We start from the raw sequence: 21,883 nt of genomic DNA on the forward strand, positions 1-21,883 counted from the left end.
TGACCTTTAGCCATCAAGTATCAGTTCAATTTCGGATTTCAGATTTTGGATTTTGGATTAAATCTAAAATCTAAAATCCAAAATCCAAAATTTTGCTGATTGCTACCCTACTGAAAGGATGTGTGCATGGAAGAATGCCCAAGTTGTGGCAATTCCTCCCAAGAGGTAGTGAGCTACCCCTACAGCCCGACCCTGAATAATACTCAGAGCGCGAGGCTGAATTGCTGGTGCTACCTTCAGTTTGTTATGCGCCCAAACAATGGACTCAATCAGTTCTTGCCAGTAGCCGCGACCACTGAACAGGAACATCAAGCTGAATGCCCAGACAAAGTGAGCGCCTAAGAAGAGTAGTCCGTATGCAGATAGCGCGCTGCCATAGGAATTGATGACTTGTGTGGCTTGTGCCCACAAGAAGTCTCGTAACCAACCGTTGATAGTAATTGCGCTTTGGGCGAAGTTACCACCAGTGATGTGAGTTACAGTCCCATCTGCATCTACGGTTCCCCAAACATCTGATTGCATCTTCCAGCTGAAGTGGAAAATTACAATAGACAAGGAGTTGTACATCCAGAAAAGTCCGAGGAATACGTGATCCCAACCAGAGACTTGACAGGTACCGCCACGACCGGGGCCGTCGCAGGGGAAGCGGAAGCCCAAGTTTGCTTTGTCTGGAATCAGACGAGAGCTACGGGCGTACAGCACACCTTTGAGCAGAATTAGGACGGTGACGTGAATGGTGAAAGCGTGAATGTGGTGAATTAGGAAGTCCGCTGTGCCCAAAACAATGGGTGCAGCTGCCACTTTACCGCCAACAGCCAAGACACCGCCGCCAAAGACATAGCTAACTGGTTCTAGGGCATTGGGTGCAGTTGTACCAGGAGCCAAGGCGTGAATACCTTGTATCCACTGGGCAAATACTGGCTGCAATTGAATCCCTGTATCAGAGAACAAGTCTTGAGGACGACCCAATGCACGCATTGTGTCGTTGTGGATGTAAAGTCCAAAGCTATGAAAGCCGAGGAAAATAGACACCCAGTTCAGGTGAGAAATAATCGCGTCACGGTGACGAATCACCCGATCCAGCAAGTTGTTTTGATTCACAACTGGATCGTAATCCCGCACCATGAAGATCGCAGCGTGAGCTGCTCCACCAACAATCAAGAAACCACCGATCCAAATATGGTGAGTGAATATGCACAACTGCGTAGCGTAATCAGTTGCCAAATATGGATAGGGGGGCATCGCGTACATGTGATGCGCGATGATGATGGTCAGCGAACCCAAGAAGGCTAAGTTGGTAGCCAACTGAGCGTGCCAAGATGTGGTCAGGTTTTCGTAGAGACCTTTGTGACCTTCGCCGGTGAAAGGGCCTTTGTGGTTTTCGAGGATCTCTTTAATACTGTGACCAATACCCCAGTTGGTACGGTACTGGTGACCAGCAACGATAAAGAGAACTGCGATCGCTAAATGGTGATGAGCAATGTCAGTCATCCACAAGCCACCTGTTACCGGGTTCAGACCGCCCTTGAAGGTCAGGATGTCAGCATACTGACCCCAGTTCAAGGTGAAGAAAGGTGCTAAACCAGCAGCAAAGCTGGGATACAACTCGGTCAACAAGTCTTTGTTCAAGATGAACTCGTGGGGCAAGGGGATGTCTTTGAGAGCAACACCTGCATCCAAAAGCTTGTTGGTCGGATTGGACACGTGGATTAAGTGACCTGCCCATCCCAAGGAACCACAACCTAGCAGTACTTGCAAGTGGTGATTCAGCATCGACTCCACATTCTGGAACCATTCCAGTTTGGGAGCGCGTTTGTGGTAGTGGAACCAGCCGGCAAATAGGAACAAGCCTGCTAATACCAATCCACCGATCGCTGTGCAGTAAAGCTGGAAGGAGTTTGTAATCCCCCAGCCACGCCATACTTGGAACAAACCGGAGGTGATTTGAATACCGTGGAAACCACCGCCAACATCACCGTTTAAAATGTCTTGCCCGACAATGGGCCAAACAACTTGGGCACTTGGTTTAACGTTCAATGGGTCGCTTAACCAAGCTTCGTAGTTAGAAAACTTCGCGCCGTGGAAAATCATCCCGCTCAACCAAACCATCACTACGGCTAAGTGGCCGAAGTGGGCTGAGAATATCTTGCGGGATATGTCTTCTAAATCGCTTGTATGTGTATCAAAATCATGGGCGAGTGCGTGCAGGTTCCAAATCCATGTGGTGGTTTTGGGACCTCTGGCTAAGGATCTGTCAAAATGTCCAGGTTTTGCCCATGCCTCAAATGAGGTTGGAACTGGGTCATTATCAACGATTACTCTTGCCTTTTTTTCCTCTCGCTCCGGAGGACTTATTGTCATTTGACCTCCTCTCTTGATAAGGAATGAGGAATCATGAATACCACAAAGTGAACCATTACCGGATACTCAGAATTTTACTGAAGCCGCGATGAAGACCCTATGTGGAGAGTTGTTTCTCGTTGAATTATAGAGTCTTCACCTGCACTTTGTTGGAGATATTTTAACAATAATTCAAACTTGGTGGAATATTGCTGGAATTCCCGCCTTATCTGCCTTTTAACGTCAAACTATTTGTCTAAAAGTCAATAGATTAACCATTTTAATTTACAAAGAATAACAATTGGTAAGTTTTATGGTTTTGCTGTATGTGTTGGGCGTTCCAGCTTTTACTACTATTACTCATGAACATTTGTGTCATCTTTCCATTGTTGTAAGTAAAAAGCTGTAAAAAGTATGACTTATTTTAAAATCTACTGAAATAGACACAGGAAAACTTAGGCGATGTGAGGTGGATTTCACCTTTTGGGCTATAGTTCCAGATGGACAGTTTGAGCGAAAATAATCTGTCAATTGTCGAAGACTATCACTGGGTGCAACGCATGAACTCGTGGCAGAAAAGGGTGTTAGAGAAGCTCGTCCCTGAGAGGTTCCCGATTCTTAGGTGGATAATGACATTGTTGCTGGTATTAAGCTTGACCAGTTGCGGCGAGAAAGTCGCTAGCCAGGAAGTATCTAATAGCTATAGAGAAAACTCTCCACAGATTTCTCAAATTTCAAAGCAATTTTCGGAAGTTTCCCCACCATCTGTTATTCAAGAACTGCGGACAATTTTGGAAGTTTATCAGCCACAAGTGACAATTGTTACTCCAAAATCTGATGAAGTTTTTCAAGATGATAAAATTACAGCCAGTTTTCAAGTTAGGGATCTACCAATATTTAAAGACCCACAATTACAATTGGGGCCACATTTACACGTAATTCTGGATAATCAACCTTATATACCTGTTTACGACCTGAATCAGCCTTTGGTTTTGCCTGACTTGTCTCCAGGTACTCATACCCTGCGCGTCTTTGCTTCTCGTCCTTGGCATGAAAGCTTTAAGAATGAAGGCGCTTATGCCCAAACAACATTTCACGTCTTTACCAAAACCGACGACAACAACCCAGATCCCAAGTTACCTTTGCTAACTTATAGCCGTCCTCAAAGCAGCTATGGGGCAGAGCCAATATTACTGGACTTTTATCTAACTAACGCTCCCCTACATCTGATTGAGAAGGAAAACGCTAACGACGGATTTAGTGATTGGCGTATCCGCGTCACAATTAATGGTGAAAGTTTTATTTTCGATCGCTGGCAAGCTGTTTATCTTAAAGGTTTCCAAACTGGTAAAAACTGGATAAAGCTGGAATTTCTCGATAATCAGGGAAATCCTCTCAAAAATGCCTTTAATACCACAGTCCGGTTGATTGACTACCAGCCAAAGGGTAAAGACACTTTATCAAAAATCGTGAGAGGAGAACTCACAGCAGATGAGGTTCGGGGCATTGTAGATCCGAATTATAAACTTGTACCTAAACCCACACCTACCCCTTCTGTTGAAAAAACACCCCAAATACAACCGAAGCTAGAAAAACAGCCCATTCCTGAAACTGAAGTTCCCAAAGAATCTAAAACACAGCCAGAACAACCAGAATTGGAAGTTCCAACGGCTGTACCATCTCCCACCTTATCCCCGACACCATCAGAAATCATTGAGTCTCCGATACCAGAACCACAGCCAGAGGTAACGCCGACTCCTGAATCAACGCCGTTACCTGAAAAAGTTATCCCTCAACCAACAAAACCTAGATTTGGCGGATTTTTTAACCGTGGGGCTGGTAAAGTTCCCACACCACAAACAACAGTTGCACCATCTCCTAGTTTGCCACCCACGCTGCCAGAGATTATCGAGTCTCCAGTACCAGAAATAATTACGCCAACACCAGAACCACAGCCAGAGGTAACGCCGACTCCTGAATCTACACCGTTGCCCGAAAAAGTAACACCTCAGCCAAAAAAATCTAGATTTGGGGGATTTTTCAACCGTCAAACGGGCAAGACACCGACTCCACAAGTAACAGTTGCGCCATCTCCTAGTTTGCCACCAACACTGCCAGAGATTATCGAGTCTCCAGCACCAGAACCACAACCAGATGTCACGCCGACTCCTGAATCAACGCCGTTACCTAAAATAAGCGCTCCCGAAACAGAAAAACCAGAGTTAACCAAAAATACTCAACTGTAACTCTTGCGCTAAAGCCTCAACAAATGCGATCGCACCTACAGGATTTCCGATATCATCCAACCCAGGACTGTAGCAAGCGATCGCTCCCTCACCTGGTACTATTGCTACAAGTCCACCACCAATCCCTGATTTCATTGGTAGACCAATTCTGACTGCAAACTTGGCAGAAGCTTCGTATAGTCCACAAGTTAACATCACAGCATTGACAATTAGGCGGTTTTGTGATTTTAAAAAGTTATTTTCACAAGCTAGCGGTTTTCCCAACAAAGCTAAATCTTCAACTCGCCCAGATATGCAGCATATTTGCTCGTAAGTGTCAAGCGCTGTTTCAATATTTTCTAGATGTCCAGCTTCGGCAAGATAGTTTGCGATCGCTTCATTAGCTGTTGAACGGGTTAATCGCACTGAAGCCAGCATCACCTCATCTAAACTTAGTTGGCAACCTGCTAATTGGTTAAGCCATTGACAAAATAAGAGAGTGCGTTGGCTAGCGTCCTTTCCTGGTAACTTATCAGCGAGAGTGATTGCCCCACTATTAATCATAGGGTTGCGAGGGTGGCCGCGATCGCTAACTAATTGTTCTAAAGAATTGAAGGGTGCATCCGATGGTTTCACCCCAACCCACTTAAAAACCGTTTCTGCTCCAAAATGTTCCAGCAGATAAAGGAGAGAAAATGTTTTAATCACGCTCATTAGCGGGAAATTAGAAGCTATATCCCCAAAACTGATATTTTTACCCGATTTAAGACAGATATGAACTGCAAACCAACCAGGATCGGCTTTAGCTAATTGCGGAATGCGATCGATAACTTTTCCGTGTTCAGCTTTCGTTTTTGCTTGTTGTACCCAAGCTGACAACTCTATGGTAGTTAGTCTGTCAAGTCTTTTCAAAAGTGATGTCCATTAAAACCATTTCTAGTTTATGCGGATACTGAAAGTTAGAAACTGGTAGTCCAATCCCCAGTCCCTTTTTCTAAGCAAATCTGTTCAACCAATCCTGATGAATGTATTTAACAACGCTATCTTCTGTGTTTGAGCCAATTTCTAATGTTGCATAACGTTTCAGTTTGGCATCTGCGTTAGCAACTGCAATGGCATGATTAGCAATTTTGAACATTTTGATGTCATTAATTTGATCGCCAAAGACTACAATCTCACTTTCCTGTAATCCATAATTTTCTACCAGAGTCCGAATGGCTTGAGCTTTCGTGGCTTTGCGGTCATGAATTGTTAACCAATACCAACCTAAAGAGTATTGGTTTTCCATCAAGTGTGTCTCTACATTAGTTTTATGTCTTTCAATAATCGCGCCTTGAAGTTCGAGTAATTCCTGTGCGTGACCAATCACTGTTAGACAAACAATTTGATCGCTAAAAGAATGTGTCAAATCTTCAATTGCTCTCAATCTTCGGTCTTTGCTAGTTAGGCGATCGTTAATATGCCAACGCATTCCATCGTTCATTACATTTTTATAGTAAACACAATCTTCTGTGCCATTAAAACTAGATACAAAGGGAACACAGCCAAACTCCAGGATAATTTTGTAGATACTTTCAACTACAGAAGGACAAATAAAATTTATGATTTCATGTCTACCAGAATCCAAATCAGAAATAAAAGCACCATTAAATTCAATAATCGGGAGACGAAGATTCAAATCTTTCAGAATGATTTGCATAGAAACAACGCTACGCGCACTAGCTACAGTAAACTGGAGTCCTTGATGCAAGAGTTCAGAAAGTATTTTCTTGCTGAACGAAGAAAGAATTGCATTATCTCCAAGCAATGTTCCATCTAAATCTGAAACATAAAAAGTGTTCATAAACTTTCACTGACTCTGTTTGAGAGGATAATTATACTTCAAGTTACGACAAATCGATAGACTTACTGTAATATAGAGGGATCAAGTTTGATTATTTGCAGACTTTAGTTTAAGTAATTTAAGGCTTTGTCTACCTTTTATTGTGTATAAAGGCAGTAAAATCTGCATAAAAACCACTCTGAATTTAAAGTTCAAGTGATGAGTTGACTTTATCAAAGGATACTTTATGATTCCCCGTGTTAGAGCGCCAGAATTGCCACAAAATTACTCTTGGCTAAATACCGATAAGCCTTTGTCTCTTAAACAATTCAAAGGTAGAGTCGTAATTTTAGATTTTTGGACATACTGCTGCATTAATTGTCTACATATTCTGCCAAACCTGAAATATTTAGAACAAAAATATAAAGATAGCCTTACCATTATCGGCGTTCACTCCGCCAAATTTGAAAATGAAAAAGAAACAGAAAATATCCGTCAAGCTATTCTGCGCTACAACATTGAACATCCAGTTGTAGTTGACAGAGATTTTCGGATTTGGCAAGAGTATGCTGTGCGTGCTTGGCCTACGTTAATAATTATTGATCCAGAAGGTTACGTGATTGGCCAGATTTCTGGTGAAGGAAACCGTGATACTTTAGACGAGTTGATTCAAAAGTTAATTCAGCAACACCAAAACAAAGACACAATTAATTTTCAAGAAATTAGCTTGACTTTAGAAAAACAGCGCCAACCATTAATCACACCCCTAGCTTTTCCTGGTAAAGTTCTAGCTACTCAAGCAGGTTTATTCATCGCTGACTCTGGACATCACCGCCTGATTATGAGTAGCTTTGATGGAGAAATTTTACAATTAATTGGGACTGGAAAATCTGGCTTAACCGATGGTACTTTTAACGAAGTGCAGTTTTTTGCACCGCAAGGAATGGCTTATGATGCCGAAAATCAGATTCTTTACGTTGCTGATACAGAAAATCATGCACTGCGGCGAGTTGATTTAAAGCGCCAAGTAGTTGAAACTATTGCAGGAATTGGTGAACAAAGCCGCAATATTCATCCTCATGGCGGTGCTGGTTTAGAAACCGCGCTGAATTCCCCTTGGGATTTAGTGAAAGTGGGAAATACCTTATTTATTGCAATGGCTGGGCCGCATCAAATTTGGGAAATGGATTTAGAAACTGGCATTATCAAAACTTATGCTGGTACTGGTGCAGAAGCGTGTATTGATGGTTCACTTACCGAATCTGCCTTTGCTCAACCTAGTGGTATTACTAATAATGGGCAAGAATTATATATTGCTGACAGTGAAGTTAGTTCAATTCGCGGTGTGGGAATTGTCGAACCGTTTCAAGTGCGAACTGTTTGCGGTAGTGGGGGTTTATTTGACTTTGGAGATGTAGATGGACAAGGTGAAGATGTGCGTTTACAACACTGTTTAGGAGTTGAATTTGCTCAGAATTTTCTGTGGGTAGCAGATACCTATAATCACAAAATTAAATTAGTTAGTCCCAGTGGTAATTGTCAAACAGTTTTGGGAGATGGTTCTGCGGGTTTACAAGATGGTCAAGGTAAAAATAGCCGCTTTTTTGAACCTTCAGGATTGAGTGTTATGGATTCATATCTATATATTGCTGATACCAATAACCATTCTATCCGTCGCGTAGATTTGAATACTTTTGAGGTGACAACCCTACAGTTTATTGGATTGTGTGCGCCAGATGTTTGTATTCCGCCGAATTTATAAAATCATAACCTCATGTAAAAGCACAAAGAAAAGCTCTGCATCTGGAGTGTCTAAGCGTGATATTTTAAAGAATAATTTTGTAGAGCGATCGCTTGTATGCAATTAGTGATTTTTGATATTGATGGTACACTGACAAACACCTACAAAGTTGATGAAGATTGTTTTAAACGTGCTTTTGCATTAGAATTTGGAATTTTTGGTGTACATACAAATTGGTCTGAATATTCATACACCACAGATTCGGGAATTACCCAAGAAATTTTCAAAGAAAAATTAAAACGTCTTCCTTCAGATGAAGAGTTAGTCAGAATCAAAGCGCGTTTTGTTAGTCTACTCCAGGAAGCGTATATTAATAACCAAGATTTATTCAGCGGAATACCTGGTTCTGCAAATGTATTAGCTAAATTACAGTTATACCCTGATTGCTGTGTTGCGATCGCAACTGGTGGTTGGCGTGAGTCTGCTAAACTAAAACTTCAAAAAGCCAACTTAGAAATAGAAGGCATTCCGTTAGCCTCAGCGAATGATGCACTTTCGCGAGAAGATATTATTAAAACAGCTATTATCAAAGCAGAGAATCTTTATCAAGTTGAAAAATTCCAGAAAGTTGTTTTTGTCGGTGATGGTGTTTGGGATGTAAAAGCTGCCTATCGGTTGAATATTGCTTTTATTGGCATAGGTGATAAGAAATTAACAAATGTAGGCGCTACAAAAGTAATTAAAGACTTTACCAAGTTAGAAGATTTCCTGAAAATATTACAATCCGCAGAAATTCCTAGATTTTCTATGAACACTATTATTCACATTACCAAACGCCACCAATGGGAACAAGCAAAAAATCTCGGTACATATCGCGCTGATTCTTTAGACAGTGAAGGTTTTATACATTGTTCAAAATCAACGCAAATACTCAAAGTTGCCAAGAGATTTTTTGATAATCAGAAAGATTTGCTACTACTTTTTATTGATTCTGAGAAAGTACAAGCTGAAATTCGCTATGAACCTGCTGAAATAGGTGAATTATTTCCTCATATTTATGGTGAATTAAATATTGATGCTGTGTATCAGGTGATTGATTTTGAAACTGGGGAAGATGGTTTATTTGAGTTGCCGCAAGAAGTTATAGATTTAGAATCACGTAGACACTTTGACTTGCCGTAGTCTACCACAGAGGCGTAAAGGAGGAGAGACGCATTTTCGCTAGAGTGTTTGCTACATCCAATTTGGGAAAATTCCCTTTTCGCTGATATCAAATTTGAGTAAAAATGAAATTATTTAACAACTAATACCAATTTAATGTGAAGTTGCACATATCTTGCTCCCCCTAACCCCCCTTTATAAGGCTACGGTGTATACACAAGTCGAATTACCCCCTCTAACTCCCCCTTGCAAAGGGGGAGAACCGGATATTTCCCCCCTTTGCAAGGGGGGACTAAGGGCTTACAAGGGTAGGGGGGATCTAAAAGTGCCAAAAGTCACAGCGAAAAACTTTTCAAACAACGTCTCAGTATTGAACATGAAAGATTTTATTTAAGAGTCAAAAGTCAAAAGCTATGACCAATGACTAATGACCAATGACTACTTTTTAATTGTGTGATAAACCAGAATTTGCGTAGGGTTAAGTTGGACGCTGCTCACACCATTTCGGGCAAATACATAGTCTTTGTTTTGCCATAAGGGAACGTAAGGTACATCAGTTGTTACTTGGGTTTGAATTTCGGTAAAGATTTTCTGACGCGCTTCAGGTTTTTGTTCTTTGCGTTGCTGATCAATCAGTTTATTTATAGCTTCGCTATAGTAGAACGAACCTTGAGTTTGACTGCCTCCATCTTCGCATCCTTTAGCAACTGAACCTTTGTCACAAGACAAAAACGGCTGGACGTAATTATCTGGATCTAAAAAGTCTGGATACCAATCAAGTAAAGCTGCTGGATACAAACCCCTGGAAATGTCTTTAAAAAAGGCAGGCCCTTCAGCTTGGGTAACTTCAAATTGCAGTATTCCATCCATTTTGGTATCCACAAGAGATTTGAGTGTCTGTGCTGCCAAACTGCGAGTAGGCGAACTAGAAGGATACCAAATTTGTACTTTTGCGGGATTTTCTTTGGAGAAACCAGCAGTAGTTAATAATTTTTTAGCTTGTTCAAAGTTAGCATCGCCATATTTATCTTTGAATAATGGCACAGAAACATTGAATGTCGTGGGAATCATGCTATAAAGCGGATCTGCTTGACCAAGTAACGCCCGCTGATTTAAAAGTGGACGGTCAATTATTGATGCGATCGCTTGTCTTACCTCTAATTTATCTAAAGGCTGCTGATTCCGGTTTAATACCAGATAACTTACTACGCTACCTTGAGCTGCGATCGCTTGCCAATCCCCTTTTTTTGCACCTTCTTCCAAACTGCGATTTTGATCTGGCTGTAGTGACAGATAAGCTATATCGACTGCACCTGTACGAAAAGCATTAAACAAATTAACCGGACTGGTTTGAATTTGGACGTTAACACCCTTGTTAGCTGGCTTTTCTCCCCAATACTTATCAAAAGTATCAAATCGGATTGAATCAGTACCATACTGCGCTAACTTGTAAGGGCCAGTCCCCACAAAGGTATTCGGCTTGAATTTACCTGCACCGAGTTCGTAAGCTTTTGGTGAAAGCGCACATACTCCAGGAAAAGCTAACAGTGAAGGAAACGCTGCAAAGGGCTTTTTCAGCTTGATGGTTAACTCATACTCGCCTGTGGTATTTACCGAATCTACTATATCACCTAGTAAGAATGAGGGTTTTCCTTTATTTTGAATAAAGCGGTTGAGCGTAAATGCCATTGCTTGGGCGTTGAAGGGAGTCCCATCATGAAAAACTACTCCCTGACGTAAGGGAATGGTATAAGTTAAGCCATCTTGAGTAACTTTAGGTAATGCTGTGGCGAGTTGTGGCTCAATTTCCGTGCTTCCTGGTTGGTAAGTGTAGAGGCGATCGCTCATATTAAACACTAAACCCAAGGACGCTAACTCATAGGTATCAGCCGGATCAAGGGTTCTTGGCTTTGCTGTTGTACCTATAGTAATACGACCATCACCTGTAGGGCTATTTACAGAACCCGCTGGTGGCGTAGAAGGATTAGGACGAGGAGCGCAACTAACAACCAAAAATAAACATAGACAGAACAAAGATAGGAATTGTGTAATCCGACCCCACCGTTTCACGGACAAGGAAAACCAGGTCATAGCAATAATATATTTGATATCAGCGGTCAGCAATCTTACTACATTTATGACTATTTTGTTGGATTTTTACAATTAATTACAGCAATATTTACAGCTAAGTATATACTTAGGAATAAAAATAACTTGCAACCAGCAAGGAAAGAATTTGCTCTATGAAAATGATTCCGTGAGCATCTAAATTAAAATTTTGTAAGTTTATTACTACTTTGCCATGTCTACGACGGACTACGCCTACGCACTATTTTGTTACAAAAAATCATTGACAAGAATACAGAGTTTGACATTTGTTAAATACTGAAAAATTTTTATTTAATTAAGATTTTAAACATCGGCTAAATTTGTCGCAAATTCTATAATTACTAGGAAATAGCTTTGCTACACTTTGACCTGAGTCCAAGTAGTGTACATTAAGACTTTGCCTGTTGCTGCTTGGGCACAGACACCTGTTGAGTGGTTTATCGCAAAGATCGGCTGTATTGGCAAAAATCTCATGTTTGTACATCAGCGAAATCAAGCGATCGCGATATCGTTAACAGCAGATTGAAAGTCTAATAGTGAGACTAAAACCGTGAAATATTTCTTTCTATCTGAAGGATGGGCAGTTGCTAGAGTCTGGGCATCTGATGGACTCTGGCAAATAACCGCATGGCGACGCCAACCAGATATTCAGCGAATGAATATTTGTTTAGTCGAACAAAACGAATTGCTATGGCTTTATCGAGTAGAAGAAGCCATTTTAACCGTGGAAGTGAAGCCAACAACACCAGTAATTGCCAGTAAGACTATAGGTCAAGTAGTACTCAAGCGTCTAATGAGCGCCGAACAGGTAATTGAACGCCTGGGTACAGCTGAGACTAAGTGTCAACTGCAAAATATCCAGATGGTGGTTCAGTAAATATGGGGCATGGGGCATGGGGCATGGGGCATGGGGCATGGGAAAGAATTTTTTTCCCTGCTCCCTCTTGCTGGAGCTTTTTCTGGTCAATGCCCAATGCCCAATTCCCAATGCCCCCTTGATCATAAAGAAAAGATAAGCAAATTTAATCTCCGAAAGGGATTGGTAGCGAAAAAACTTGGAGATGCTACGCGATCGCATCAATTTACACGCTTGCAAACAATTCCATCAATAGTTACACTTTTTAAAACATTCTCATTTTTGCTTGGCGATGGCTACCCTACATAGGTAAACCTCCCGAAGCGAGTAAGCATTGCCAAAGCACCCACGCTGTCTGACTTATTAAGACTAAGCTGTGGTAGTACTCTGGCTCTGGCAATAACAAAAAACAAGAGAGAGTTTTATGAGTGGCGTTTTTCGTCTCTCATAACCTCAGTAAGAAAATTGCTTTGTAAACTAACTCATCGAGGAGGAGCGTAGTCGATGGGACTACCCTGGTACCGAGTACATACAGTCGTTCTGAATGATCCAGGGCGACTGATTTCTGTACACCTAATGCACACAGCCCTAGTAGCAGGCTGGGCTGGTTCGATGGCACTCTACGAACTAGCTGTTTTTGATCCTAGCGATCCAGTTCTCAATCCAATGTGGCGTCAAGGGATGTTCGTTCTGCCCTTCATGTCACGTTTGGGCGTTACCCAATCTTGGGGTGGTTGGAACGTTACTGGTGGTCCATCCACTGATCCTGGCTTTTGGTCATTTGAAGGCGTTGCTGCGGCTCATATTGTTCTTTCCGGTCTTTTATTCCTAGCTGCCGTATGGCACTGGGTTTACTGGGATTTGGAACTCTTTAGAGATCCCCGCACTGGTGAACCGGCTCTCGACTTGCCAAAAATGTTTGGCATTCACCTGTTCTTATCTGGTTTACTTTGTTTTGGCTTTGGTGCTTTTCACGTCACCGGACTATTTGGGCCGGGGATATGGGTTTCTGACGCTTATGGTATAACTGGCGCCGCGCAAGCAGTAGCACCAGAATGGGGGCCAGATGGTTTTAACCCCTATAACCCTGGTGGCATTGCGGCTCACCACATTGCCGCTGGTGTTGTTGGTATTATTGCAGGCTTATTCCACCTCACAGTTAGACCCCCCGAACGGCTCTACAAAGCCTTACGGATGGGGAACATCGAAACAGTACTTTCTAGCAGTATTGCAGCAGTCTTCTTCGCTGCTTTCGTGGTTGCTGGTACTATGTGGTACGGTAACGCCGCCACACCCATCGAATTATTTGGCCCCACCCGCTATCAATGGGATCAAAGCTACTTCCGTCAAGAAATTCAGCGCCGCGTCCAAACTAGTGTTGCTCAAGGTGCAACCCTTGACCAAGCTTGGTCGCAAATTCCCGAAAAACTGGCTTTCTATGATTACGTCGGTAATAGCCCCGCTAAAGGCGGTCTATTCCGTACAGGGCCAATGGTGAAGGGTGATGGTATTGCCCAATCTTGGCAAGGTCACGCCGTATTCAAAGATTCTGAAGGACGGGAATTGACCGTGCGTCGTCTCCCCAACTTCTTTGAAACCTTCCCAGTGATTTTGACTGATGCAGATGGAGTTGTCCGCGCTGACATTCCTTTCCGTCGGGCAGAATCTAAGTATAGCTTCGAGCAATCTGGTGTCACCGTTAGTTTCTACGGTGGCAATCTGGATGGTAAGACCTTTACAGAACCAGCTGATGTGAAGAAGTATGCCCGTAAAGCTCAAGGTGGTGAAATCTTTGAATTTGACCGGGAAACCTTGAACTCTGATGGTGTATTCCGCACCAGTCCTAGAGGTTGGTTTACCTTTGGACACGCCGTATTTGCTCTGCTGTTCTTCTTTGGTCATCTCTGGCACGGCGCTCGGACAATCTACCGAGACGTATTTGCTGGTGTTGATGCGGATCTAGAAGAGCAAGTTGAGTGGGGTCTGTTCCAGAAAGTGGGTGACAAGTCAACCCGCCGGAAGGAAGCCCTTTAATTTCAGTGCTGAGTTATGAGTGCTGAGTTTCGAGTTAAGGCTCTGATTCAGCACTCAGCACCCAGCATTCACAATTTAAATTACTGGCTCAATAGGCAGGGAATCATAATATGGAAAGCGTTGCGTACATCTTGATTTTTACTCTGTGTATAGGTACTCTCTTTTTTGCGATCGCATTTCGCGAACCCCCTCGCTTTGAGAAACCAAAAGATAAGTAGAGCCTATTTCCAGAGCTTTAAGCTGATTTAACGTTAATATCCGTTGCTACCATACTTAGTAGCAACGGATATTATTGTATTTGTCCTTTATTTAGTTTTAAATACTAAGTGAATCAGCAATCATTTTAAGATTGTGATATAATTTCCAATCTTGGGAGTAGATATGTGTTAATGCTAGCTTTTCTGCGCTAGGATGAAAAAGGATGTTTTGTGTAAGCTGCCATAAAACTGCTTGCACAACATATTACGCTTGTCGCACAACCTTTACGGAGACTAGAACCAGGAACAAATCAGCATGGTCAATCAGAATTTAACCGCTACAGAAATTGGATTCACTCACGAAGATTTCGCTGCTCTACTTGACAAATACGATTATCATTTTAGCCCTGGTGATGTTGTCCCAGGAACAGTTTTCAGTATAGAGCCGCGCGGCGCTCTGATTGACATTGGTGCTAAAACCGCAGCATATATACCTATACAAGAAATGTCTATTAACCGGGTGGATAGCCCGGAAGAAGTATTACAGTCAAACGAAACGCGCGAATTTTTTATCCTTACCGATGAAAATGAAGATGGTCAATTAACCCTTTCCATTCGCCGTATTGAATACATGCGGGCTTGGGAGCGCGTGCGACAGCTGCAAGCAGAAGATGCTACTGTGCGTTCTGGCGTGTTTGCAACCAATCGCGGTGGTGCATTGGTAAGAATTGAAGGATTACGTGGCTTTATCCCAGGTTCTCACATCAGTACCCGCAAACCTAAAGAAGAATTGGTAGGCGAAGAACTACCACTGAAATTCTTAGAAGTGGATGAAGAACGTAACCGCTTAGTTCTATCTCATCGTCGGGCACTGGTTGAGCGCAAGATGAACCGCCTAGAAGTCGGCGAAGTAGTGATTGGTACTGTTCGTGGTATCAAACCCTATGGTGCTTTCATCGACATTGGTGGTGTCAGTGGTCTACTGCACATTTCTGAGATTTCTCACGAACATATTGATACACCCCATAGCGTGTTCAATGTCAATGATGAAGTGAAAGTTATGATCATTGACTTGGATGCAGAAAGGGGTCGGATTTCCCTATCTACCAAGCAGCTAGAACCCGAACCTGGTGACATGATTAAAAACCGGGATTTGGTCTACGATAAGGCGGAAGAAATGGCTGCTAAGTATCGTGAACAGCTGTTAGCCAAGCAACAAGGTGCTACTGCTGCTCCTGCTGCTCCTGCTGAAGTTGTAGCAGATGAAGATATTCCACCAGCGACGGAACTTGAGGAAGAAATTCCACCAGCAGCAGAACTCGAAGAAGAGATTCCACCAGCAGCAGAAATTGAGGAAGTAATTCCAGTAGTTGCGGAAATTGAAGAAGAGATTCCAGCAGCAACGGAAACTGAAGAAGAAATTCCAGCAGCTATTGAAGAATAATACATTTATAGTTTTACTTCTTTTTAAGTAAGAGTATTAAATTATTGTATAAAGAGGGTTTTTCCCTCTTTTTTTATGTGGAAAATTGCTAGGAGTTAGGAGAATACGGTTCGGTTAAGGCAAGAGACGCGATAAATCGCCGTCTCTACAAAGGACTGATTATTGTAAAAACGGCGATTTATCGCGACTAAATAACTGGGGTGGAATATTGTGGCAAGCATTAAATGTAGAAATATCACTTTTGATAATATCCAGGCAATTTTGTTTGACAAAAACGGTACTCTAGAAGATTCAGAAACGTATTTGCGATCGCTAGCACAAAAGGCAGCAAGATTAATAGATGCTCAAATCCCTGGAACCGGGGAACCGCTATTAATGGCATTTGGCATCAATGGTAATTTTCTAGATCCCGCAGGTTTAATATCAGTAGCGAGTCGCCGCGAAACAGAAGTTGCAGCTGCGGCATATATTGCTGAAACTGGAAGAGGATGGTTTGAGTGCTTAAAAATAGCTCGTCAAGCTTTAGATGAAGCGGAAAAATACATTGGACAAACTCCTTCACCACTATTTGTAGGTAGCTTAGAAATTTTGAAATACCTGCGGGAAGGTGGACTAAAACTCGGTATTCTTTCAGCCGCCACAACTGAAGAAGTACGTAATTTTGTCGCTAATCACCAGTTAAGTGATTATATCGAGTTGGAAATGGGAGTAGATGAGGGGCCGAGTAAACCAGATCCAGTGCTATTTTTGCAAGCTTGCCAAGCTTTGGGAGTCGAACCAGGCGCTACATTGATGGTGGGTGATTCAGTTGGTGATATGCAAATGGCGCGTAATGCCAAAGCCGCAGGTTGTATTGGTATTACTTGGGTAGGTAAGTCAGATAATGTCCGAGGTGCAGATGTGGTAATTAATCAACTTGATGAAATCCAGATTTTAGAGGATTAAGTTATGGCAGTTTTCAATTGTGTATAAAGGATGTTTGAAAAGTCTTCTATTCGGGATCAAAAATTTTAGATCCCTCTAAATCTCCCGATAAATTGGGAGACTTGGATTCCAGTTCCCATCTCTTTAAGGCTACGGTGTACACACAAGTCCTAAAAACCTAGCTTGATAAGCATTTCCTCGTTCCCAGTCTCCGACTGGGAATACATTCATTGAGTCTCTGATTCAATATCTGACTAGAGGCAGAGCCTCTAATCAGGCATTCCTATGCAGAGCATAGGAACGAGATAAACCAGCGAACAATGAGAAATTGATCTTTTTTTGACTTGTGTGTACACCGTAGCCTCTTTCTGGATTTTTCTTCAAATTTAGCTTACAGTGCTAATAAACACATACCTGAACATATTCATGAAATATTTCTCTACCTAACGGAGGAATTGAGAAAGATAGTATCAAGACAAAATAAACAGATATTCCGATCACCTGACGAACTTTAACTCATATTTCCCCATTTCTATCTAGCAATGGGGATTTTTTTCAAAAGCTACCAACATAGAATTCAAATGAAATGTTTATCTGTCTTAAGGAGGAATAATATAAAGTCGATAAATAATAAAAACTTAAGTAGCCCGATTACCCTACCGGACTTTATTTCTAACTCTCCTCATGTTTTTATCTAACAGGGGAGAGTTTATTTAATCGATTTTATTAAGAAGAATTCAGAACTCAGGAGTCAGAATTCAGTATGAATTGGAGTCAAATTGGATGATAGCAAAGCCTTAACTCTAATCTTGCACCACTACTCTAAAGCAAACTACGCCCAGCGTCTCGTAGAGAGAGTCTAAATATTTAGTTTAAAACTTTAACCTTGGTGGGCAAAACTAGTATTAATATTTTCCTTATTAAAACTCTATTCATTTACCAGTAAAGTATCCACAAATTCTGAATTCTATTTTATTCTTCCTCTTTCTTCTCTTCCGAATTGATTATTTTTGTATTTTGCAGAGTGATATGGCCTTCCTGATTCTGTTTTTTTTCTTTATTTTCTTGTACAACTTGAGTGGCATATATTTCCACATCTCGCTGAATAATATCTTCTACATGACCTGCGAACAGATGAAAAGCTTTTTCGTGGCTTGTATAATTACAATAAGGGCCTGTCAACTGCGAGAATTGCCACCCTTGGGTTTTCAAAGATTCGACTGTACGGCGATAGTGTCGCCAGCGTTCTCCATAGTGAAAAAACTCTTCAATGGCAGCACTAATAGCAACTATTTGGCTCAAACCAAAAGTTGACCAGATAATGATATCCCTTTTAGGAGTAGTGTTAATGTTTAGACTTACTAATGCTGGGAGAATTACACCACCAATAATAGTTGTGATTCGCAAATAATAATGGCGATCGCGCGATGAATTCGCCTTAGCTTCCATCCAGAGTACTTGTTCTAACCAACGCGATCGCAAAAAATGTTTTTGCACATCGCCTAAGTTCATCCCTGCAAATAACTTGTTAAAATCTTCCCTTAAAAATTCCTGATAACTTTCTTTTTTTGCCATTATTTACTCCTCATTAGAAAGTAACCCCTTAATTACTTTGCCTAAATTCTTAACTCCCTTCTCTATGTCGCTTAAGTCAATGTATTGTAATGTACCAGATTTAGCCAGCTTTTTAGCTCGTTCATCGGTAGCTTTTCCACGCAAGGCATCTGCTAGTATATCTGCGGTTCTACCACTACCAGCAATCACAATAACTAACCTGCCAGTATTAACACTAGAAAACGCATCCTTAAAGGTAATTTCACCACCGTTCAGCAGCACTGTTACCGAAGGTGCACCATTGGCTAGCACAGTTGCAACGTGAGATATCCAAGGAGACTCGTCGCCCCAATTCTTCCCAGGAACTAGCACAAAATGAGTGTGGTTTGGCTCTAAGGGTGTCAAATCAGCAGCCGTCTCTGAATGATTAGGTAGAGCCACTTTGCTTTCGGGTGCCACACCAACGAGGGCAAACTTAGCACCTATCTGGATACGAGCCTTACCCATCATTCGCATGATTCCTGCATCCGTACCCCCATCCACAACATAAGCCTCTAAAGTTTCGGCGATGGGGGCTAAAACTTCCACAAACAACCTTTGAATGCGGAGAAAGTCAATTTCGCTGATGTTACTTGCACCGCCTACTACTACTAAAACAGGACGCGAACCACCAAGCCCTATTTCCTCAAAAGCATTTGGCAATTCTACTTGCTGCTCAATTCGAGTCGCTAATGCTGTTTGCCCATTATCAAAGGTAAGTTTCAAACAACTCTTCATTTTTTCAAAATACTGACTGCTTAGGTTTCCAGCGTAGAGCCTCGCAGTCATGAGCTGCAAGCTTTGTATTCTGTTATGCTTTTGTATGGGTTTATCATTGATTAATGCTTCACCACATATTTGGGTCTGTTCGCGAAGCGTCTCGTAGAGAAGCCCCGTGCTTCACGCAATGCTTTAAAGTAATGAGTAAGGAGTAATGAGTAATGAGTGGATGGAAAATGGGTATTTACTCATTACTTATTACTCATTACTTATTACTCATTACTCCTTCTTAAGAGCGCCTTTATGTCGGTGAGGATGTCAATATATTTGCTGTTATATGTAAATAGCGATACCTGCGGCGGGCTACGCCTACGCTCAATTTTTTACCCTGATTGTATTTATGAAAAATTATTGATGCCCAAAGTAATAACTTCTTCTTTGCTGACATCATTAATTAGGGTTTTATAGTTCATTTCTGGGTAATATCGCCAGTTATTCGGTTAATCTGAAGAATTTAATTTTAGCTATAAGTTCCTGCTTTATCACTAGCGATCGCAATAGATTCTGACTCTATATCATCTATCTTATTAAACTCTCCAGCCCGCCAGCTATCTGTTGTATCCTTAATAAAACTGGCAATAGGGATCGCAATTAACAAACCTAACACTCCTCCTAACTTTGCCCCCAGCAATAAAGAAATTACCACCCACACAGGATTTAAGCCAGTCAAATTGCTGAGAATTCGAGGTGCAATAATATTAGAATTAACTTGGTCAATGGCAACAGCTATACCTAAGACTTCTACTCCTAACCAAAAATTTTGCAGGGCTACCAACAAACTTACTATAGCGATACCGACTCCCGTACCAAAGGGGAAGAGTGAAAACAAGCCAATACCAATGCCAAAAAGTAGAGCTAAGGGAACTTGCAACGCTAAAAACACCAGTGTAATTGTCACCCCTAATACAGCTCCCAACGTTGCTTGACCGATGAAGTAATTATGAAAATCCTCTCGCAGTAGTTCTCGCACTCTTAACCCAATATTATTGGGAAACCACTGAAAAATTCCATCCCAAAGACGTTCACCATTTAATGTTAGGTAGATAGTCAGCACTACCGCCAGCAGCACGTTGAGGACAATACCAATAGTATCGACGGCAAAACCAAGAATTCTGCCAGTGAAGGACTGAAGTTGGTTAGATAATCGTTCCAGAACTTGGGTAAATAAACCACTTAAATTAATAGGAAGTTGTTGTTGACTTAATGCCCAATCTTGAAACGTTTGCAGCTGTTGAGTACCAGAATCAATCCAACTGGGCAAAATATTAGCCAGTTCAACAAGCTGTTGAATAATCAGGGGAACCAAGGTAATGCCTAAAGCTACTAAAATCACGACAGTCAAAAGCAACACTCCCCCGATCGCCAAGTTACGTTTCACCCCTTGTTCCTGAAGAAACTGGATTGGATAGTTCAATACAAAAGCCAGTAGGATGGCGGCGGCAATAATGCTAACCAAGGGTTGAAAATACTGTACAACCTGGATCAATAGCCAGCCGTTGAGAATGGCAACGGGAAATGCCAATCCTATAGTTAACCATCGTGGCAGTTTGTTTGTTGATTGCATTTAGTGATGATCCTATAAGAGTTCTAACTTTATTTTGGCTTTTAGGGAGTGAGAATTTTAGATTTTAGATTTTGGATTTTAGATTTAAATTTAATCCAAAATTCTCAATCCAAAATCTAAAATTGAATTGCCCCATGCCCAAATTATGTTGGATTTTTCTCAATAAAATCCAACATAATTTTTTGATGCATGTCCCCCAAAGGTCGGACTTCGCCAGCATTTTGTGAATAACAGTGACCTTGGCGAATATCTTCTGGTGTAAATAAGCCCATATCCCAGCCCTCATTCAGAACTAGTTGATTTAATTCCACTAAGAGTGGTGCATGAAAGACATGACGAACAACTCTTTCGGTGGAATAACAGCCAAATTCAACGAATGGTGGTAATATGTAGCCAATTTCTTCTAAAATTTCTCGCTTTACTGCTACATCTGGCGTTTCACCAGGTTCGATGTGACCACCAAACAGCGCCCAATAACCAGGGTAGAGAATACCGGGGATGTTGTCGCGCAGTTGCATGAGAAACTTGTTTTTTTGGTAGAGAATTGCGATCGCTACATGCACCGGTTGATTGTTCATAAGTTCATTTTTAATTACTGAGTTAATCTTCTTCTAAATAAACTTCCCCCAATTCTTTGCCAGCCAAGGGAATACTTTGGTAGCGAACTTTACCCTTAATTACCACTTGTGCGCCCTCACCCAGATTCTTTTGATTGGTGACAACCCAAATTTTGCCAGTTGAGTCACTAATTTGATAAGCCCACTGTTTCATCATGGGAGCTTGCTTTTCTACCTGACCTTGGATGTAAACTATAGCCTGATTGTCTTGTTTTGGTTTAATTTCTCCAATTGGGGTGACATTTGTCCCAATTTTGAAGCCAGCCCCACTTAAACTAGGCGATGTCAAGTTACCACAACTGCAAAGTCCCGCTACTAGAAAAAAAGTCAACCCCAGTCGGTAAGGAACAATACTGTGCCGAGACAAGAACGAAAGGGACAAATTTCTTATTTGTTGCATGAAAGCCACCGATTTATTTATTTTGGGCATGGGGTATTGCATTAATCGATTAATTCTTCTTCCCCTGCTCCCTTAT

At 41.6% G+C, this 21,883-nt stretch carries 18 protein-coding genes and 1 pseudogene; 10 read left to right on the forward strand and 9 right to left on the reverse strand.

The window, feature by feature from the left end:
* Window positions 1-102 precede the first annotated feature (102 nt).
* Entirely contained in the window at window positions 103-2,361 is a 2,259-nt protein-coding gene (psaA, locus tag RRG12_RS33340) for a photosystem I core protein PsaA (RefSeq protein ID WP_420762170.1), read from the reverse strand.
* Between the two features lie 539 nt (window positions 2,362-2,900).
* On the opposite strand from psaA, the gene RRG12_RS33345 reads away from it, so the two are divergent.
* Complete coding sequence (locus tag RRG12_RS33345; protein WP_420762180.1) at window positions 2,901-4,586, forward strand: hypothetical protein; 1,686 nt, start codon at window positions 2,901-2,903, stop codon at window positions 4,584-4,586.
* Here RRG12_RS33345 and glsA read toward each other — a convergent pair.
* Window positions 4,563-5,477: a glutaminase A gene (gene glsA / locus RRG12_RS33350; RefSeq protein ID WP_420762171.1), complete on the reverse strand. Its 915-nt coding sequence runs from the start codon at window positions 5,475-5,477 to the stop codon at window positions 4,563-4,565. The two genes, RRG12_RS33345 and glsA, sit on opposite strands and share 24 nt — an antisense overlap.
* An 82-nt stretch (window positions 5,478-5,559) precedes the next feature.
* Complete coding sequence (locus tag RRG12_RS33355; RefSeq protein ID WP_420762172.1) at window positions 5,560-6,408, reverse strand: HAD hydrolase family protein; 849 nt, start codon at window positions 6,406-6,408, stop codon at window positions 5,560-5,562.
* A gap of 226 nt (window positions 6,409-6,634) precedes the next feature.
* Between RRG12_RS33355 and RRG12_RS33360 the strand changes: the two genes are divergently transcribed.
* The 3 genes and pseudogenes from RRG12_RS33360 to RRG12_RS33370 all read left to right on the forward strand — a co-directional run bounded on the left by RRG12_RS33360 (window position 6,635) and on the right by RRG12_RS33370 (window position 9,310).
* Window positions 6,635-8,149, forward strand: a complete 1,515-nt coding sequence (locus RRG12_RS33360) for a thioredoxin-like domain-containing protein (RefSeq protein ID WP_420762173.1) — start codon at window positions 6,635-6,637, stop codon at window positions 8,147-8,149.
* Window positions 8,150-8,245: 96 nt separating this feature from the next.
* A pseudogene (locus RRG12_RS33365) lies at window positions 8,246-8,815 on the forward strand (HAD family hydrolase); the annotation flags it as partial.
* Between the two features lie 120 nt (window positions 8,816-8,935).
* Window positions 8,936-9,310 carry a DUF952 domain-containing protein gene (locus RRG12_RS33370; RefSeq protein ID WP_069070052.1) on the forward strand — a complete coding sequence of 125 codons (375 nt, stop codon included), beginning with the start codon at window positions 8,936-8,938 and terminating at the stop codon, window positions 9,308-9,310.
* A 417-nt stretch (window positions 9,311-9,727) separates the two neighbouring features.
* Here RRG12_RS33370 and RRG12_RS33375 read toward each other — a convergent pair whose 3' ends face one another.
* Complete coding sequence (locus RRG12_RS33375) at window positions 9,728-11,380, reverse strand: ABC transporter substrate-binding protein (protein ID WP_420762174.1); 1,653 nt, start codon at window positions 11,378-11,380, stop codon at window positions 9,728-9,730.
* 400 nt (window positions 11,381-11,780) lie between these two features.
* Between RRG12_RS33375 and RRG12_RS33380 the strand changes: the two genes are divergently transcribed.
* From RRG12_RS33380 to RRG12_RS33405, 6 genes are all read left to right on the forward strand, one after another.
* Window positions 11,781-11,924 (forward strand): hypothetical protein, encoded by a 144-nt coding sequence (locus RRG12_RS33380; RefSeq protein ID WP_176727207.1) that lies wholly within the window; start codon window positions 11,781-11,783, stop codon window positions 11,922-11,924.
* 24 nt (window positions 11,925-11,948) lie between these two features.
* Window positions 11,949-12,275 carry a hypothetical protein gene (locus RRG12_RS33385; RefSeq protein WP_069074491.1) on the forward strand — a complete coding sequence of 109 codons (327 nt, stop codon included), beginning with the start codon at window positions 11,949-11,951 and terminating at the stop codon, window positions 12,273-12,275.
* A 483-nt stretch (window positions 12,276-12,758) separates the two neighbouring features.
* Window positions 12,759-14,288, forward strand: coding sequence for a photosystem II chlorophyll-binding protein CP47 (psbB, locus tag RRG12_RS33390; protein ID WP_069074489.1), 1,530 nt, complete (start codon window positions 12,759-12,761; stop codon window positions 14,286-14,288).
* A 110-nt stretch (window positions 14,289-14,398) separates the two neighbouring features.
* A complete protein-coding gene (locus RRG12_RS33395) occupies window positions 14,399-14,506 on the forward strand; it encodes a photosystem II reaction center protein T (RefSeq protein WP_084227385.1) in 108 nt (35 codons plus the stop codon).
* Between the two features lie 295 nt (window positions 14,507-14,801).
* A complete protein-coding gene (locus tag RRG12_RS33400; protein ID WP_420762175.1) occupies window positions 14,802-15,929 on the forward strand; it encodes a 30S ribosomal protein S1 in 1,128 nt (375 codons plus the stop codon).
* Window positions 15,930-16,139: 210 nt separating this feature from the next.
* On the forward strand, window positions 16,140-16,874 hold the full coding sequence (locus RRG12_RS33405) for an HAD family hydrolase (RefSeq protein WP_420762176.1): 735 nt from the start codon (window positions 16,140-16,142) through the stop codon (window positions 16,872-16,874).
* A gap of 951 nt (window positions 16,875-17,825) precedes the next feature.
* On the opposite strand, the gene RRG12_RS33410 is transcribed toward RRG12_RS33405, so the two are convergent.
* The 5 genes from RRG12_RS33410 to RRG12_RS33430 form a co-directional block, all read right to left on the reverse strand.
* Window positions 17,826-18,428, reverse strand: a complete 603-nt coding sequence (locus tag RRG12_RS33410) for a DUF4231 domain-containing protein (protein ID WP_420762177.1) — start codon at window positions 18,426-18,428, stop codon at window positions 17,826-17,828.
* A 3-nt stretch (window positions 18,429-18,431) separates the two neighbouring features.
* Complete coding sequence (locus tag RRG12_RS33415; RefSeq protein WP_420762178.1) at window positions 18,432-19,184, reverse strand: hypothetical protein; 753 nt, start codon at window positions 19,182-19,184, stop codon at window positions 18,432-18,434.
* Between the two features lie 502 nt (window positions 19,185-19,686).
* Complete coding sequence (locus RRG12_RS33420; protein WP_370684378.1) at window positions 19,687-20,730, reverse strand: AI-2E family transporter; 1,044 nt, start codon at window positions 20,728-20,730, stop codon at window positions 19,687-19,689.
* 203 nt (window positions 20,731-20,933) lie between these two features.
* Window positions 20,934-21,368, reverse strand: a complete 435-nt coding sequence (locus RRG12_RS33425; protein WP_069067858.1) for an NUDIX hydrolase — start codon at window positions 21,366-21,368, stop codon at window positions 20,934-20,936.
* Window positions 21,369-21,390: 22 nt separating this feature from the next.
* Window positions 21,391-21,807: a hypothetical protein gene (locus RRG12_RS33430; protein ID WP_069067863.1), complete on the reverse strand. Its 417-nt coding sequence runs from the start codon at window positions 21,805-21,807 to the stop codon at window positions 21,391-21,393.
* Window positions 21,808-21,883: the final 76 nt, after the last annotated feature.

It is taken from the genome of Nostoc sp. CALU 546 (assembly GCF_048836525.1).

Coding starts and splice junctions, on each gene's coding strand:
- psaA (WP_420762170.1), bottom strand. CDS start 2,361: ATGACAATAAGTCCTCCGGAGCGAGAGGAAAAAAAGGCAAGAGTAATC.
- RRG12_RS33345 (WP_420762180.1), top strand. CDS start 2,901: ATGAACTCGTGGCAGAAAAGGGTGTTAGAGAAGCTCGTCCCTGAGAGG.
- RRG12_RS33355 (WP_420762172.1), bottom strand. CDS start 6,408: ATGAACACTTTTTATGTTTCAGATTTAGATGGAACATTGCTTGGAGAT.
- RRG12_RS33360 (WP_420762173.1), top strand. CDS start 6,635: ATGATTCCCCGTGTTAGAGCGCCAGAATTGCCACAAAATTACTCTTGG.
- RRG12_RS33370 (WP_069070052.1), top strand. CDS start 8,936: ATGAACACTATTATTCACATTACCAAACGCCACCAATGGGAACAAGCA.
- RRG12_RS33375 (WP_420762174.1), bottom strand. CDS start 11,380: ATGACCTGGTTTTCCTTGTCCGTGAAACGGTGGGGTCGGATTACACAA.
- psbB (WP_069074489.1), top strand. CDS start 12,759: ATGGGACTACCCTGGTACCGAGTACATACAGTCGTTCTGAATGATCCA.
- RRG12_RS33395 (WP_084227385.1), top strand. CDS start 14,399: ATGGAAAGCGTTGCGTACATCTTGATTTTTACTCTGTGTATAGGTACT.
- RRG12_RS33400 (WP_420762175.1), top strand. CDS start 14,802: ATGGTCAATCAGAATTTAACCGCTACAGAAATTGGATTCACTCACGAA.
- RRG12_RS33410 (WP_420762177.1), bottom strand. CDS start 18,428: ATGGCAAAAAAAGAAAGTTATCAGGAATTTTTAAGGGAAGATTTTAAC.
- RRG12_RS33415 (WP_420762178.1), bottom strand. CDS start 19,184: ATGAAGAGTTGTTTGAAACTTACCTTTGATAATGGGCAAACAGCATTA.
- RRG12_RS33425 (WP_069067858.1), bottom strand. CDS start 21,368: ATGAACAATCAACCGGTGCATGTAGCGATCGCAATTCTCTACCAAAAA.
- RRG12_RS33430 (WP_069067863.1), bottom strand. CDS start 21,807: ATGCAACAAATAAGAAATTTGTCCCTTTCGTTCTTGTCTCGGCACAGT.